Below are 13,714 nucleotides of genomic sequence, written 5' to 3' on the forward strand. Positions count from 1 at the left end.
GGACTTAAGGTTGCCCCAATCATTCGTCTTAAAGAATGATCGGGGCAACCTTTTTACGAAATTAAAATTAGAAAATGCCCTTACCTTCGCTGTCAGTGATGGGATCGTTAAAATTACGACGATAGTAATCAACGTCCATCACTTTATACTTGTTATTGACGAAACGCGCAATAATGGTATTATAATCAACTGGTGACCAGCCTTCGCCACCTAGAACAACTAATTTATTGTTGATGAGGTCGGCCTTTTTACCAAAGTCAGCCCCAAAGAAATTTTTGATCATTTCTGGGGTTGTGGCTTCAGTGTAAGGTAAGAAATAAGCCATTTTTGTGGTTGAAAATGCCGCAAATTCATTGGCAGGAAAGTCATTTAGATTTGTTGTCAAGATAATCACCTACATTTTTATTTTCTATCTTTTCGCGATAATGGTAAAATTAAGTTGCGTCAAGTTGCTGGCGATATTTAAGGAGGTATAAAGATGGCATTATCAACGGTCGGACAAGAATTAATCAATTTTCAAAAGCAAAAAGAACTAACTGATACGCAAATCGCTTTTGAAAGTCATTTCAGTGTTGAAAAGATTCATCAAATTAAGGCTGGTGAAGTTGAACCAACTGATGAAGAAGCACAACGATTAAGTGCATACTTCGCTAGTAAAAAGTAATGTTCACCATTTTAGGCATTAAATCAGGTTGCGCTGGACGCGACCTTTTTTAATGTCTTTTTTGATCCATTAGCCAATTCCTAGCGAAATACGGGCATAGCGACTCATCAGTTCTGGTGTCCACTGTGGATACCAAACCAAATCAATCTCCACGTCCTTGACTTCGGGAATTTGCATAACTGCTTGATTAATTTGATCTGATAAGTAGTCTGTTAATGGACAACCCATGGTCGTTAAGGTCATTTTAATCGTACAAAGCCCATCTTCGTCCAGTTCCACTTCATAAATTAAGCCTAAATTAACAATATCAATCCCTAATTCTGGGTCAATAACTGCTTCCAGTGCAGTTAAAATTTTATCTTTCATTTCATCTGCAGTCACATGATCAACTCCTTGCATTAATTATACTGATATCCCTAAAAAATCGCAATCAACCCTCAAAAAGAGTCTCTGAAAATAATCCTCAGTAATAAACTAAAAGAAAGAACTGATCAGAGCTAAAATGGCCAGCCCACCTTGAGTGAATAATATTTTCCGATCACTGGTTAAACTACCATAGGCCGCAACAAGAATAATATAGCTTAAAATTGCCCGCGTCATTTCTACGTTGGCAGTTGCCAAGAACAGACTGTACAGTAATCCGACAGCAAGCAAGCCGTTATAAACACCCTGGTTTTTAAAAAGAACCCCGACTTCTGGTCGTTTTAAAGTTGTCTGACTGAGTTTGAAAACTCGCCCTGTCCTAAGCGATGTCGTTGCAAATGTTTCTAAATATAAAATGTATAAAAACTCCAGCGCTACAAGTACCCCTAAAATTTTTGTTAAAATTGACATTATTGTCGCTCCTTTCAGCAAACTGATCGTCTTATTTATCGTAACCAGCTGGTCAGCTTTTGTAAATCAAAGATGATTGTCGCTGCGAAAAAACGAGTCAAATATTCAAATGATTACGCCAAATACCCATTAACCCTGGCTTATTCAGGCTATCATTCAAAATAAAGGACTTTATAATACAAGCATGATTTGCTAAAATAGATAGGTACTTTGAAGATTGACTGGCACCCAATGCAATTAAAGATGATTAGATCAGAAGTTGCTGTTTCGAATCGCAGAAAATGGCAACCATTTTTTTATTGATCTAACTCGCTCGCCAAATTGAAAACAAAGGAAATTAAGATGACAAAAAAATTAATTGCCCTCGACTTAGACGGGACAACCTTAAATAAACAATCAAAAATCACCCCAAAAACAATTGATGTACTCCACCGCGCGGCCGCAGCTGGTAATATGGTGGCAATTGCTACTGGTCGTCCAAATCGAATCAGTGAAAATTATTATTTCCAATTGGGACTTGATACCCCAATGGTTAATTTCAATGGTGGCTTGATTCACGTGCCTAATCACACTTGGGCTGGTGAAAAAAGCACCACGATTCCTCGTGATTTGGTCTTTGATGTGCTTAAACTGAAAAAAGACTTACCCATTCGAATGGTCGCTGCTGAAGGCAAAAACTTTCTCTATGCTGATCAAATTGCAGATTTAGACATTGGTTTTTTTCCTAATACGCTAACTAAAAACCAAATTCTTAACTCAAGCTCCCTAAAACAAGATCCAACTTCACTTACCATTTTCGTGGATAATCGCGATCAAGAATACATCAAACAAGCCCTACTTAGTAAGTATCCCCAGATTGAATTAAATAGTTGGGGTGGTCAAGTCAATGCGCTAGAAATCGTTCATCAAGGCATCAACAAATATACCGGTGTTGAATACTTGGCTGATTACTTTAAAATTCCTAGCAAAGATATTATTGCCTTTGGTGATGAGGTGAATGATTTGGAAATGTTAACGCATGTTGGTTGGGGCGTTGCAATGGCCAATGGTGTTGACCGCGTTAAAGCTGTTGCTAATGATGTGACTGCACTGCCAAATGATGAAGATGGCTTGGCAGTTTATCTTGAAAAATATTTGGCAGTCTAATCTTTTCTTACACTAAAGGCCAAAATAAGAACAGCATCTGACGATGGCGATTAGCCGGTGCGCACTAACGCAAAATACCGAACAATTCGCAATGAATTGCTCGGTATTTTGATATTAAGCGGAACTAAGTGCTTTTTCCAAAACACATTTCCGCTAACTGGATAAATTATTTTTCGTCGCTGCGAAGCACACCACCATCAGCATAGCGGTTAGGTTGCATTTCGTTTAAGACGATATGAATATGTTCAGCTGGCGCACCAGTATTCTTTGTCACGGCAGCCGTGACATCCTTAACCAATTGGCGGAGTTGGTCATCACTGCGACCAGCAATTAAATCAATATGAACTAAAGGCATCTTGGAGTCCCCCTTTTATTAACAGTATCTCTTTATCATGAACAAGGAGCGTAAAAAATGCAACCTAAAATTTCAAGAAGTTCTTGTACGTCAATTCTTGTCGGCCGCAAAGCCACTAATGATGGTTCGGTAATGATTGGTCGAAATGAAGATAGTCAAACAGCCTGGCCTAAACATTTATCGTTTAATGCACGGTCAGAAGTGGCCAACCGTCACTTCAAATCAAAAGCAAATAAATTCGCCCTTGATTTACCGACGCTTAGTTATCAATATTCGGCAATGCCCGAATGGACTGATCGTTATGGCGTGTTTGCTGAAGGTGGCATTAACGAATATCATGTTGCCATGAGTGCCACGGAAAGTGCCTACGGGAATGAACGGACCTTAGCTCATGATCCCTTCAATGAAACTAGTGGCTTATTAGAAGAAGCAATGATCACGATTATTCTCCCCTTCGTTAAAACAGCCCGCGAAGGTGTCCAGCGTCTTGGCAAAATCATTGATCAATTTGGTAGTGCTGAAGCCAATGGTATTTTATTTGCGGACCAAACGGAAGCCTGGTACTTTGAGGTTGCCACTGGCCATCAGTGGGTCGCTCAACGGATTCCTGACGACGCTTATGCTGTTGTTGCCAATCAAATTTCCATTGAGATCATTGACTTTAATGATCCTAATCAATTTATAACCGCCCCTAATCTGCGCACATTTGTGGCTGAACATCAGCTGTGGCCAACGGAAAAACCATTTAATTTTCGGCGAATTTTTGGCACTAATGATGATTCTGATCTTGTTTACAATACGCCACGAGTTTGGAGTGGTCAGCACTTATTAACACCATCAATTGTACAACAGCCACAAAGTCAGGATTTGCCCTTTATTCAACGGGCTGACTATCCAATTACCGTCAGCAATGTTCAACGCGTCTTGAGTGATCATTTTAACGGTACTGAGTATGATTTAATGGGTGCCGACCCAGTTGCAAAGCGTTTTCGTCCAATCAGCGTGGCGACTACCCAAGAATCACATGTCTTACAATTACGTCCCAATGTCGCACCAAATTTAGTTGGGGTTCATTGGTTAGCCATGGGTGTCAGTGCTCAAAGCGTTTACGTTCCTTTCTATAGCCAAGGTAGCCACGTTCCACTGATGTATCAACGAGGTAAAGCTGATTACAGTCCTAGTTCTGCTTACTGGGTGTTCAAGCATGCTGGGGTTTTGGTTGACCGCGATCATTTCCGCTTCGCCCGTGATTTAAGTCAGACCCAAAGTCAGGTGACGACTAAACTTTGGCAGCAATTAGCAGCCACTGACCAAGTTTACTCAAACTTAAGCAGTCACGAGGAGCAACAAGCACAATTGGATCAGCATAATGCACAAGTCGCCAAAATCGCTTTGACTGGCTATCAAGCACTAATCAGTCGCTTGATTACGAAACAAACGCAACAATCACCGTTAAATTTTAAAGTTGATCCTAATCTATAACCCGGCTTTGAAAGGCCTGGGACATCCGTTATTTTATCAAAATAAAACGCACTTTAACTGCTGAAACATGTTCTCAAAAGGCAACCGGTTCCGCTTAACACAAAAATGCCGAGCAATTCTAACGAATTGTTCGGCATTTGACGTTAATGCACACCAACTACCTGCTTTTGTCACACGTTTTTTGGCGCCTGCGAGCATTTATTTAAAATACTTTTGATAAATTTGAGTTGCCAGATCCAGGGGGGATTGTTGGCCGATATCCATGACATCAGTTGCTACTTGGTGATACCATTTCTGACGCTTTTGAAAACGATCGGCCAAGCCGGATTCTTGCAAACTTTGGACTAAAGGTCGGCTAGTGGTTGTTTGGATTCGCTGCCAGCATGTTGCAAAATCGCTTTGGAGCCACAACACGTTAGCCTGTTGTTGTAAAAACTCACGACTTGTTGCAGATTCGATGATGCCACCACCTAGTGCCAAAACTTGTGGTGCTTGTTGAATGGCCGCACGACAAGCTTGTAACTCACGTTGGCGAAAACCAACTTCACCATAAAGTTGAAAAAGCTGAGCGATTGTTTGTTGTTCTCGCTGACACAAAAATTGGTCATTATCCAGCTGAGAAAGTTGAAATTCTGCTGCTAAGGCTTGAGCAATAGTCGTTTTACCAACACCCATGAAACCAATTAAAATAACGGTCATGCTCTCGCCCCCTGATTTAAAGCAATTAAGTCATCTAGAAAATGCGGATAAGAAGTTGCTATGCTAGCTAAGCCGATAATCGGTACCTTTTGACCAAGTATTAGGCAAGCCACAATCAAGGTCATCGCAATGCGGTGATCTTGATGCGCATTTAATGGCTGGTCAGGCAGATGCAGTGGCGTTGGTCCAACAATGGTCAGACCATCTGCCTGTTCACTGATTTGAGCGCCTAATAGTTGCAGCTGTTCAGCCACAACATGTAAGCGATCAGTCTCTTTATGGCGCAAACTCGTTGCTTGCCGAATAATTGAGGTTCCCGTTAACTGCGTGGCTAATAAACTCAGAATCGGAATTTCATCGATGACTTGGCCCAAATTACGCTGATCAATTAAAAGCGGTGCATATGCTTGTGCCCCTAAACTGCCAACTGCAATCGTTCCTACCGGTTCAGCCGTCTTGACCAACGCTGGTTGAATCTGAATTGGCGCGCCAATTTGTTGTAATAACTGCAGCAGACCAGTCCGAGTTGGATTTAAGCTATGATTAGTGACGCGTAACTGGCTTTGCGGAAGTAATAATGCCGCCACGATCAGAAAGGCTGCGCTTGACGGATCACCAGGAATGGTTAAGCCAGTTGCTTGTAGTGGCTGTTGCAAAGGTAACACATTAATTTGCTGCTGATGTACAGCCACTGACGCGCCAAATAAATGCAATAGCCGCTCCGTATGATCACGCGTGGGTGCTAGAGTCACCAAATGGCTTGGACCTTGGGCTTGTAATGCAGCCAGAATTAGCGCACTTTTTAATTGCGCACTGGCAACTGGCAACTGATAATCAAGCCCCTGTAATTGCCCATTAGGTAAAATGGTCAACGGTAATCCCGGACCACCCACAAATTTAGCACCCATTTTCTGTAAGGCTGTCAAAAAATGGGTTAGTGGTCGCTGCGAAAGACTGGCATCGCCAATTAATTGACTTGTAAAAGGCTGCCGTGCTAATAAAGGCAGTAGTAAGCGTGTTCCGGTACCAGAGTTGCCTAAATCCAATTGAGGATGTGAGGTTAACGGCTTAAACTGCCAGCCGCCTTGTCCTACGACCCAAGTCAGTTGTTCGCGCTGAACAATCTGAATGCCTAACTGCATGAGTGCATTAGCAGTATGACGAACATCTTCAGCAGGTAATATGCTGGTCAGTTCTGACGTCCCCTGCGCCAACGCCGCAAAAATAAGCGCCCGTTGAGAAATACTTTTGTCACTGGGCGCCTGATAATTGCCACGTAAGCCGCGAGTTAATTGTGGTTGAAATTTAGTTTGATAAGTATCAATAATTTGTTGTTCGTTCATGAAGCTCCTGTAAGTAATCTTGATAGTGACGTTTAATACGCGGTAAAGTATCGCTGCCAAACATTTCGCAAAAAGCCTGCATCAATGTGATAGCAACCATACTCTGGGCAATGACCGAAACAGCTGGGACGGCGGTCACATCTGAGCGCTCTACTGTTGCGCGCGCGGCTTGACCAGTCCGCAAATCCACAGTCGCCCCACCAATTGGTTGTGTGGGAATCGGTTTCATCACGCCATGAATAATTAAAGGCTGACCATTAGTCATCCCACCTTCAAGTCCGCCCTGATGATTATGATTACGAACTAGGCCTTGGTCAGGATCAGCAATAATTTCATCTAGCGTCGCTCGTCCAGGCATCGCACTTAAAGCGAACCCATCACCAAAACTGACGCCTTTAACGGCATTAATACTAGTTAATGCTGCTGCCAGCCGTGCGTCTATCTTTTCAGCTGCGGTGGTATAACTACCTAAACCACTGGGCAGTCCTTGAACGACCACACAGAATTGGCCACCTAGAGTGGTGCGCTGAGCTTGGGCTTGATCAATCGCTTGTTTCATGGCACTAGCGGTTTGTGGGTTAACTGTTCGTAGGTCACTTTGTTCCACCTGCTGTTGCCACTTGCGAAAATTAGCCTGACTTTGTGTTTGGGAAACTGCAGCCAGATCAGTTGCGGCTAAATCAACAGGTCCTAAGTTAGTCACTAGACCAAGAATTTCAATCTTGAACTGACGTAAGAATTGTTGACAAAGACTACCAACCGCAACTCTCATTGTGGTCTCGCGGGCACTAGCTCGTTCTAAAACATTACGTAAATCGTGATGATCATATTTTAAGGCACCAACTAAGTCGGCATGACCTGGCCTGGGCTGAGTCACGATTCGTTTACGTCGATCTGCTGAACTTTTAGTTGCGGCATCATTATGTTCAGTGGGCCAAACTGACATCACTTCTTGCCAGTTAGCGAAGTCGCGATTGGCTAATAGTAAACCAATTGGTGATCCTAAAGTTAAGCCGTAGCGAACACCACTCGTTATCTGAACGCGATCAGTTTCGATTTTCATTCGGCCACCACGACCATAACCGCGCTGACGTTGCTGTAAATCAGCCCAGAATTGGTGTTGATCAAGAGGAACTTGGGCCGGAAAGTCAGTAATAATTGCGGACAGATAGGGTCCGTGCGACTCCCCGGCAGTCACATAATTGAACATGTTATTTTGACCATCCTAACCACTTGGCAAATTCAGGAATTGCCATTGTTTGTAAATAAGCTTGTCCTGGGCCTTTTAGTAACACTAACTCGATTTGGCCGTTGGCGGCTTTTTTATCTAAATAAAGTTGTTGAATAATTGCAGGACGCGGTAAGTCGGCCGGAATTGTGAGCGGCAACTGTAATTGTTGCAAGCAATTAACAACTACATTAAGAACTGCTGGTGCGAGTAATCGATGTTCGACCAAGGCAGTTAACATGGTAACCATGCCAATACTAACTGCTTCACCATGGTGCAACTGACCATGGGCCAAGGCTTCAACACTATGCCCGATTGTATGACCAAAATTTAAAAACCGCCGCTCTTTAAAATCGTAAAAATCAGCTCTAACAAATTCGGTTTTTACTTGCAAAGCCGCTTGAATCAACCGTGCAACTTGAGCAGGTAAGACACCAGACTGAAAGTGGCTGGTAGTTAGTAAGTGGTAGTCAGCCGGTTGCTGTTGGCTAACTAATAGTGATTTGATCACTTCCGCCAAGCCACAACTCATTTCCCGGGCCGACAAACTCTGTAAGTAAACTGGATCAACCAGAATCTTACTAGCTGGATAAAAAGTCCCGATTAGATTTTTATAATTTTGATAGTCAATCGCTGTTTTACCACCTAAACTACTGTCACTTTGCGCCACAATCGAGGTGGGCAGCTGAATCAATTTCATACCGCGCATGTAAGTACTGGCAACTAAACCACCTAAGTCACCAATGACACCACCACCCAAGGCTAGTAAATAATCTTGACGCGAGAATTGTTGCGCTATCAAGGTTTGATAAACTTGCAAGACAGTTGATAATTCCTTGCTATGCTCGCCTGCTGGAATAACCATTGGTGTAACTTCAGCTGGTAGCAGCTTTAACTGCGCCACCACTTCATCTAAATAAAGTGGCGCTAAATTGCTATCAGTTAGTAAAAGAATTTTTTTATGAGTTAACTCTGGCAAATATGTCGCCAGGTTCTGCCCAATTCCAGGTGCAAAATATATTTGTGATTGGTGTTCTGCCAATTGAACCGACCAAGTTTTCACGAGCGCACCTTAATTCTTGGCCGCTTGATCAGCAACTAGTAAATCGTGAATTTTTGCCGTTGTAACGACCATTTGTTTGAAAGTTCCTGGCGTTAATTGTTGTGCAGCATCAGACCATGCTTGGCTAGGATTCTGATGAACTTCGACAATCATACCTTGAGCGCCAGCCGCAACCCCAGCTTGACCATAAATCGGGACTAAATCGGCGTGACCAGCTGCATGGCTAGGATCAACTAGCACTGGATAGTGACTTAACTTCTGCAAAATTGGAATCGCGCCAACATCAAGTACGTTGCGACTATATTTATCATCAAAAGAACGAATCCCACGTTCAATCAAAATAATCTGTAAGTTTCCCTGACTAGCAATATATTCAGCGGCGTTTAACATTTCGTCGACGGTTGCCGCCAAACCACGTTTTAAAGCAACTGGTTTATTTGTTTGACCAACAGCTTTGAGCAAAGCGAAATTCTGCATATTGCGCGCCCCAATTTGAAAAATATCAGTATAAGGCAACATCATCGGAATTTGCTCAGGTGACATGACCTCAGTGATGACATCTAATCCAGTGGCATCAGCGGCCTTACGTAAATAACTTAGTCCAGTTTCACCTAGTCCCTGGAAATCATAAGGTGAAGTCCGTGGTTTAAAGGCCCCACCACGTAAAACTGTGGCTCCAGCAGCCTTTACCTGAACTGCTAAGTCTTGGATCATCGCCTCATTTTCAACGGAGCATGGTCCGGCCATGACCGTAAAATTATGACCACCGATTTTATTATGTGGGGTTTTAACTATTGTATCTTCTGGATGAAAAACTCGACTACCTAGCACGTACCGCGGTTGTGTATGAATTACTTCACTGATAACGGATTTTTGACGTTCATTCAAGGTTAACTCATCAGCATCAAAAATCACTAAATGATTAGCGACTAACATGCCATGATGATGTTCCTCTTTTAGTTGTTGTAGCAAGCTTTGCACAACGGCTTGGTTCAATGGTTGTTTAAATTGAATAATCAAGGATAGAAACCTCATTTCTGTTTAATAAGTTGATAAATTGGCGGAACTGGAAATACTTGTCCTGTCCAAAATTCGAAAGATGCTGCTGCCTGATAGCAAAGCATGGCTAGGCCGTTATGAGTCGTTAAACCTCGCGCCGCAGCCAAGGTTAACAAGGCTGATTGCCGAGGCTGATAAATCACATCCCAAACTTGACAGCTTGTGGCTAAACAACTTAACCAATTTGCAGTTAAGGGGCTATGTCCCTGCTGTTGGCCAAAGCCAATACTGGTCGCATTAACCACCAAAGTAACGTTGGTTTTAGCTAAATTAGTCAAAGCCGACCACGGCTGGCAAATAACTTGAGGAAGCTGTAACTGAGCTAATAATGCCTGCATTTGCTGATAATGCTGGCTATTGGCCCGCTGAATCACAGTGATTTGGGAACAGCCAGCTTCAACTAAAGCAAGTAAAATAGCCCGTGCGGTGGCACCACCACCTAACAAAATCACCTGTTGCGTGGCCAGATTGACTTGGGCCGCAGTTAATGCGGCTACCAAACCAAGTCCATCAGTATTGGTGCCAATCAAATGACCATGGTCGTTTTTGACAGTATTGATGGCACCAATTAATTGGGCATTTGCCGTTAGTTCAGACATTAGTGGTACCATTGTCTCCTTATAAGGCAATGATAAATTCAAGCCTCGGATATTTAGTGCGCGGATACTAGTCGCGATTTCTGCGGCTGAGGCCTGACTATCAAAGGCCATGTATCTGGCAGCAATTTGTTGCACCTTAAAGCCATAATTGTGAATCATTGGCGACAGACTATGATGGGCCGGATGGGCAACTAAGCCATACAGCGCTGTTTGCCCCGTAATTGGTAATGGCGCTGAACTTATTTCAGCATTATTGGGCATTTAATTCACTAATCTTCAAAATAACATCAACTGCTTGTGCCATCACTTGGAGTGAAACAAATTCGTAGCGGCCGTGCATGTTTTCGCCACCAGCAAATAAATTAGGTGTTGGTAAGCCCATGAATGAAATCTTTGAACCATCAGTTCCACCACGAACAGGTTCTTCATCAGGCGTGATTTGTAATGCCTTCATTGCTTGTTCTGCTAATCGAACAACATCTAAATGATCCTTCATGACTTCAACCATATTGTAATATTGATCATGTAAAATCACTTTGACCCGTTCTTCACCATAATCTTGATTGATCTTATCAGCAATCTCACGAGCTAATTGTTTCCGCTGTTCTAAACCAGTCCGCTCGAAATCGCGAATAATATAACTCATCTTCGCAGCATCGACCGTCCCGTTAAAACTCAGTAGATGGAAGAAACCTTGCCGACCTGCCGTTTTTTCAGGCACTTCGGCTGCAGGAAGTGCATTTTGAAAATCAATCCCCAATTGCAGTGCATTGACCATAATGCCTTTGGCTGTACTAGGATGAACATTCTTTCCTTTAATTTCAACATCTAACGAAGCAGCATTGAAGGTTTCATACTCTAGTTGACCTAAAGGACCGCCATCGACGGTATAGGCAAAATCAGCTGGAAAAGCTTTAACATCAAATTTATCAGCACCAGTACCAATTTCCTCATCGGGACCAAATCCAACCCAAAGATCGCCATGGTTAACCTCAGGATGAGCAATCAGATAACTCATGGCCGTCATAATTTCGGCGACACCAGATTTGTCATCGGCTCCTAATAACGTGCGACCGTCAGTCGTAATTAAAGTCTGACCAGCATAATTCTTTAAATTTGGGAATTCTGCAGGATCAAGCACAAACTCGCCAGCAGCATCCAGTTTGATGATGGCTTGACCATCATAATTTTCCACAATCTGGGGGTTAATATTCTCGGCATTAAAGTCGGCGGTATCAATATGTGCTAAAAAACCAATTGCGGGCACTTTTTTCGTTAAGTTGCTTGGTAATAATGCGGTTAAATAACCATTAACGTCGTTATAGTTAACTTTAGTTAAGCCAATACCATTTAATTCAGCAGCCAATTTTTGTTGGAAAGCTACTTGAGTTGCTGTTGAAGGAATGGTCGTTGAATTTTCATCAGAACGTGTCTCTGTTTTGACATAATCTAAAAAGCGTGGTAATAAATTTTCATATTTTTCCATGGGATAACCTCCACTAAATGAGTCTCATATTGTTAAAGATTGTTAAATAAATTGAAAAGGATCAGTGCTTAATTGCGAGCTAGTAATCGTGACTGACCAACCGGCTTGTTTCGCCCATTGTCGCAATAATGGCGGTAATTGCTGTTTAATAATTGCTTCAATATGGTGGCCAGGATCAAGCACTGACAAACCGTGAGCCAGCATATCATGTGCTGTATGGTAGTAAACATCACCAGTGACGAAAACATCGGCACCAGCCGCGATTGCTGCGGGATAGAACTTGCCACCATCACCGCCAATAATTGCCACCTTCTGAACTAGTTGCTGTGGTTTATGGGTAATCATACGTAAGCCAGTTAGCTGAAACTGCTGCTGACAGAATTTGGCAAATTGCTGAACTGTTTGGGGCTGGGCTAATTGCCCGACAACTCCCAAATAAGCTTTAACCGTTGGATCGGCTTTAAGCTGACGATTAAAAGGTTGACACTGAGTTAGTCCCAAAGCTTGCGCCAGCCAATGATTCATTCCCGCTGGAATTTCGTCTAGATTCGTATGTGCCGCAAAAACGGCGATTGAATGTTGAATCAAATCAGCATACATCTGATTTTGCGGATCTTGAAAATCGAGATTATGTGCTGGATGAAACATCATCGGATGATGAGCAATAATAAGATCAATCTGATTAGCAATTGCTTCGGCGACAACTTCTGGCCGCACATCTAACGTCACCATGATTTTCTTAACTGGTTGTTGGCGATTACCTAATTGCAAACCGACTGGGTCATGAGGCTCCGCAAAAGCTGGTGGTGCAAATGACTCAATGCGTTCGATAACTTGTTCCACAGTTGGATTTAACATTTTAAACCCTCCTTAATTAAGGCAATTTCCTGATTCAATTGCGCAAGCTTAACAACTGGTAATTGTTGGGCCTGTTGCAGTTGTTGCACCAATTGTTGCCGTTGCTGTAATTTAAACGTCCAATATTTAGTAAAAACCGGATCTCGTGGTTGCGCTTGTAATAGAATCGGTCCCATTAAAAGTTCTACTGCTGTATAAGGTCGAGCAACTGGTTGTGGTTGCGCCAACATTATCTGATAGCAATGACCCTCATCAAAAACAATTCGCTCTTTAGTAATTTGCCAACCATGATCAGCCACCCACTGGCGAACATCAGCAACATCCTGATTTGGTTCTAGAACCAATCCCTGTAACCGCTGATAAATTGCTGGTTCGCGATTAAGAATTTCGGTAATTAAGCGACCACCCATACCAGCCAAAACCACACACTGAATTTGGTCGGCTTCATGAATTGCTGCTAAACCATCAGCTAAGCGCACATGAATCTGAGCTTGATAACCAGCTTTTTGAATATGAGTTTGAGCAATTTCAAAGGGTCCGGGGATGACTTCGCCAGCCACCACGTAATCGATTTGCTGAGTAGCTATTAAATGAATTGGTAAGTAAGCATGATCAGAACCAATATCCGCTATTCGCCGCCAAGGGGCTGTTAAATCAGCAACTGCTTGCAATCTTTGTGATAATTTGACGATATAGACTCGCCTCGATTTCTGATTAATTTTTACCTACTATTATACCAAATCCAGCCTTCATAAAACAGTTGACGTTAGTAAAATAAGATTCTTCAGAAAATAAAAAAGTAAGCGTTGGTGAGATCAGTCGTAAGCGAGTAAATATTACACGGCTATAATTCACAACCGCCATTGTCTAGAATGAACTTGTATCAATCATTCAGATC

Annotated in this window: 16 protein-coding genes; 3 read left to right on the forward strand and 13 right to left on the reverse strand. The window is 42.6% G+C overall.

Annotated features, from left to right (window positions below):
- Positions 1–67: 67 nt before the first annotated feature.
- Positions 68–385 carry a bromodomain-containing protein gene (locus EKM81_RS06495; protein ID WP_125650049.1) on the reverse strand — a complete coding sequence of 106 codons (318 nt, stop codon included), beginning with the start codon at positions 383–385 and terminating at the stop codon, positions 68–70.
- A gap of 93 nt (positions 386–478) precedes the next feature.
- Here EKM81_RS06495 and EKM81_RS06500 point away from each other — a divergent pair, with 93 nt between their 5' ends.
- Positions 479–664: an LBP_cg2779 family protein gene (locus tag EKM81_RS06500; protein WP_125650051.1), complete on the forward strand. Its 186-nt coding sequence runs from the start codon at positions 479–481 to the stop codon at positions 662–664.
- A gap of 69 nt (positions 665–733) precedes the next feature.
- On the opposite strand, the gene EKM81_RS06505 is transcribed toward EKM81_RS06500, so the two are convergent.
- Together EKM81_RS06505 and EKM81_RS06510 are read right to left on the reverse strand one after the other, a co-directional pair.
- Positions 734–1,030: a metal-sulfur cluster assembly factor gene (locus EKM81_RS06505; RefSeq protein ID WP_225420205.1), complete on the reverse strand. Its 297-nt coding sequence runs from the start codon at positions 1,028–1,030 to the stop codon at positions 734–736.
- 108 nt (positions 1,031–1,138) lie between these two features.
- Complete coding sequence (locus EKM81_RS06510) at positions 1,139–1,498, reverse strand: DUF1304 domain-containing protein (protein WP_125650055.1); 360 nt, start codon at positions 1,496–1,498, stop codon at positions 1,139–1,141.
- Between the two features lie 342 nt (positions 1,499–1,840).
- Between EKM81_RS06510 and EKM81_RS06515 the strand changes: the two genes are divergently transcribed.
- Positions 1,841–2,644 (forward strand): Cof-type HAD-IIB family hydrolase, encoded by an 804-nt coding sequence (locus tag EKM81_RS06515; RefSeq protein ID WP_125650057.1) that lies wholly within the window; start codon positions 1,841–1,843, stop codon positions 2,642–2,644.
- A 166-nt stretch (positions 2,645–2,810) separates the two neighbouring features.
- Here the strand turns inward: EKM81_RS06515 and EKM81_RS06520 are convergent, their stop codons facing one another.
- The gene (locus EKM81_RS06520; protein ID WP_125650059.1) at positions 2,811–2,999 is read right to left on the reverse strand and encodes a 2-hydroxymuconate tautomerase; all 189 of its coding nucleotides are present in this window, start codon (positions 2,997–2,999) and stop codon (positions 2,811–2,813) included.
- A 57-nt stretch (positions 3,000–3,056) separates the two neighbouring features.
- Between EKM81_RS06520 and EKM81_RS06525 the strand changes: the two genes are divergently transcribed.
- Positions 3,057–4,481, forward strand: a complete 1,425-nt coding sequence (locus tag EKM81_RS06525; RefSeq protein ID WP_125650061.1) for a C69 family dipeptidase — start codon at positions 3,057–3,059, stop codon at positions 4,479–4,481.
- Positions 4,482–4,679: 198 nt separating this feature from the next.
- On the opposite strand, the gene EKM81_RS06530 is transcribed toward EKM81_RS06525, so the two are convergent.
- Genes EKM81_RS06530 through EKM81_RS06570 form a run of 9 tightly spaced genes read right to left on the reverse strand, consistent with a single transcriptional unit; the run spans position 4,680 to position 13,487 of the window.
- Entirely contained in the window at positions 4,680–5,180 is a 501-nt protein-coding gene (locus EKM81_RS06530; protein ID WP_125650063.1) for a shikimate kinase, read from the reverse strand.
- Positions 5,177–6,523, reverse strand: a complete 1,347-nt coding sequence (aroA, locus tag EKM81_RS06535; protein WP_125650065.1) for a 3-phosphoshikimate 1-carboxyvinyltransferase — start codon at positions 6,521–6,523, stop codon at positions 5,177–5,179. Before aroA ends, EKM81_RS06530 begins: the two co-directional genes overlap by 4 nt.
- Positions 6,501–7,733, reverse strand: a complete 1,233-nt coding sequence (gene aroC / locus EKM81_RS06540) for a chorismate synthase (protein ID WP_125650067.1) — start codon at positions 7,731–7,733, stop codon at positions 6,501–6,503. The genes aroA and aroC overlap by 23 nt, the downstream gene beginning before the upstream one ends.
- Position 7,734: 1 nt before the next feature.
- On the reverse strand, positions 7,735–8,814 hold the full coding sequence (gene aroB, locus EKM81_RS06545) for a 3-dehydroquinate synthase (protein ID WP_125650069.1): 1,080 nt from the start codon (positions 8,812–8,814) through the stop codon (positions 7,735–7,737).
- Positions 8,815–8,823: 9 nt separating this feature from the next.
- Entirely contained in the window at positions 8,824–9,834 is a 1,011-nt protein-coding gene (gene aroF / locus EKM81_RS06550) for a 3-deoxy-7-phosphoheptulonate synthase (RefSeq protein ID WP_225420204.1), read from the reverse strand.
- 11 nt (positions 9,835–9,845) lie between these two features.
- Positions 9,846–10,733, reverse strand: coding sequence for a shikimate dehydrogenase family protein (locus tag EKM81_RS06555; RefSeq protein ID WP_125650072.1), 888 nt, complete (start codon positions 10,731–10,733; stop codon positions 9,846–9,848).
- Positions 10,723–11,958, reverse strand: coding sequence for a peptidase T (pepT, locus tag EKM81_RS06560; protein WP_125650074.1), 1,236 nt, complete (start codon positions 11,956–11,958; stop codon positions 10,723–10,725). The genes EKM81_RS06555 and pepT overlap by 11 nt, the downstream gene beginning before the upstream one ends.
- 42 nt (positions 11,959–12,000) lie before the next feature.
- Positions 12,001–12,816, reverse strand: coding sequence for a Nif3-like dinuclear metal center hexameric protein (locus EKM81_RS06565; protein ID WP_125650076.1), 816 nt, complete (start codon positions 12,814–12,816; stop codon positions 12,001–12,003).
- The gene (locus tag EKM81_RS06570) at positions 12,810–13,487 is read right to left on the reverse strand and encodes a tRNA (adenine(22)-N(1))-methyltransferase (RefSeq protein ID WP_164509237.1); all 678 of its coding nucleotides are present in this window, start codon (positions 13,485–13,487) and stop codon (positions 12,810–12,812) included. The genes EKM81_RS06565 and EKM81_RS06570 overlap by 7 nt, the downstream gene beginning before the upstream one ends.
- Positions 13,488–13,714 lie beyond the last annotated feature (227 nt).

Origin of the sequence: Lapidilactobacillus gannanensis (genome assembly GCF_003946675.1) — a bacterium.
Classification (GTDB): domain Bacteria; phylum Bacillota; class Bacilli; order Lactobacillales; family Lactobacillaceae; genus Lapidilactobacillus; species Lapidilactobacillus gannanensis.

What these genes read in the sequence shown, in the direction of transcription:
- EKM81_RS06555 (WP_125650072.1), bottom strand. Translation starts at nt 10,733, where the DNA reads ATGCCCAATAATGCTGAAATAAGTTCAGCGCCATTACCAATTACGGGG.
- EKM81_RS06565 (WP_125650076.1), bottom strand. Translation starts at nt 12,816, where the DNA reads ATGTTAAATCCAACTGTGGAACAAGTTATCGAACGCATTGAGTCATTT.
- aroA (WP_125650065.1), bottom strand. Translation starts at nt 6,523, where the DNA reads ATGAACGAACAACAAATTATTGATACTTATCAAACTAAATTTCAACCA.
- EKM81_RS06525 (WP_125650061.1), top strand. Translation starts at nt 3,057, where the DNA reads ATGCAACCTAAAATTTCAAGAAGTTCTTGTACGTCAATTCTTGTCGGC.
- EKM81_RS06515 (WP_125650057.1), top strand. Translation starts at nt 1,841, where the DNA reads ATGACAAAAAAATTAATTGCCCTCGACTTAGACGGGACAACCTTAAAT.
- EKM81_RS06510 (WP_125650055.1), bottom strand. Translation starts at nt 1,498, where the DNA reads ATGTCAATTTTAACAAAAATTTTAGGGGTACTTGTAGCGCTGGAGTTT.
- EKM81_RS06530 (WP_125650063.1), bottom strand. Translation starts at nt 5,180, where the DNA reads ATGACCGTTATTTTAATTGGTTTCATGGGTGTTGGTAAAACGACTATT.
- aroC (WP_125650067.1), bottom strand. Translation starts at nt 7,733, where the DNA reads ATGTTCAATTATGTGACTGCCGGGGAGTCGCACGGACCCTATCTGTCC.
- pepT (WP_125650074.1), bottom strand. Translation starts at nt 11,958, where the DNA reads ATGGAAAAATATGAAAATTTATTACCACGCTTTTTAGATTATGTCAAA.
- EKM81_RS06520 (WP_125650059.1), bottom strand. Translation starts at nt 2,999, where the DNA reads ATGCCTTTAGTTCATATTGATTTAATTGCTGGTCGCAGTGATGACCAA.
- EKM81_RS06505 (WP_225420205.1), bottom strand. Translation starts at nt 1,030, where the DNA reads ATGAAAGATAAAATTTTAACTGCACTGGAAGCAGTTATTGACCCAGAA.
- EKM81_RS06500 (WP_125650051.1), top strand. Translation starts at nt 479, where the DNA reads ATGGCATTATCAACGGTCGGACAAGAATTAATCAATTTTCAAAAGCAA.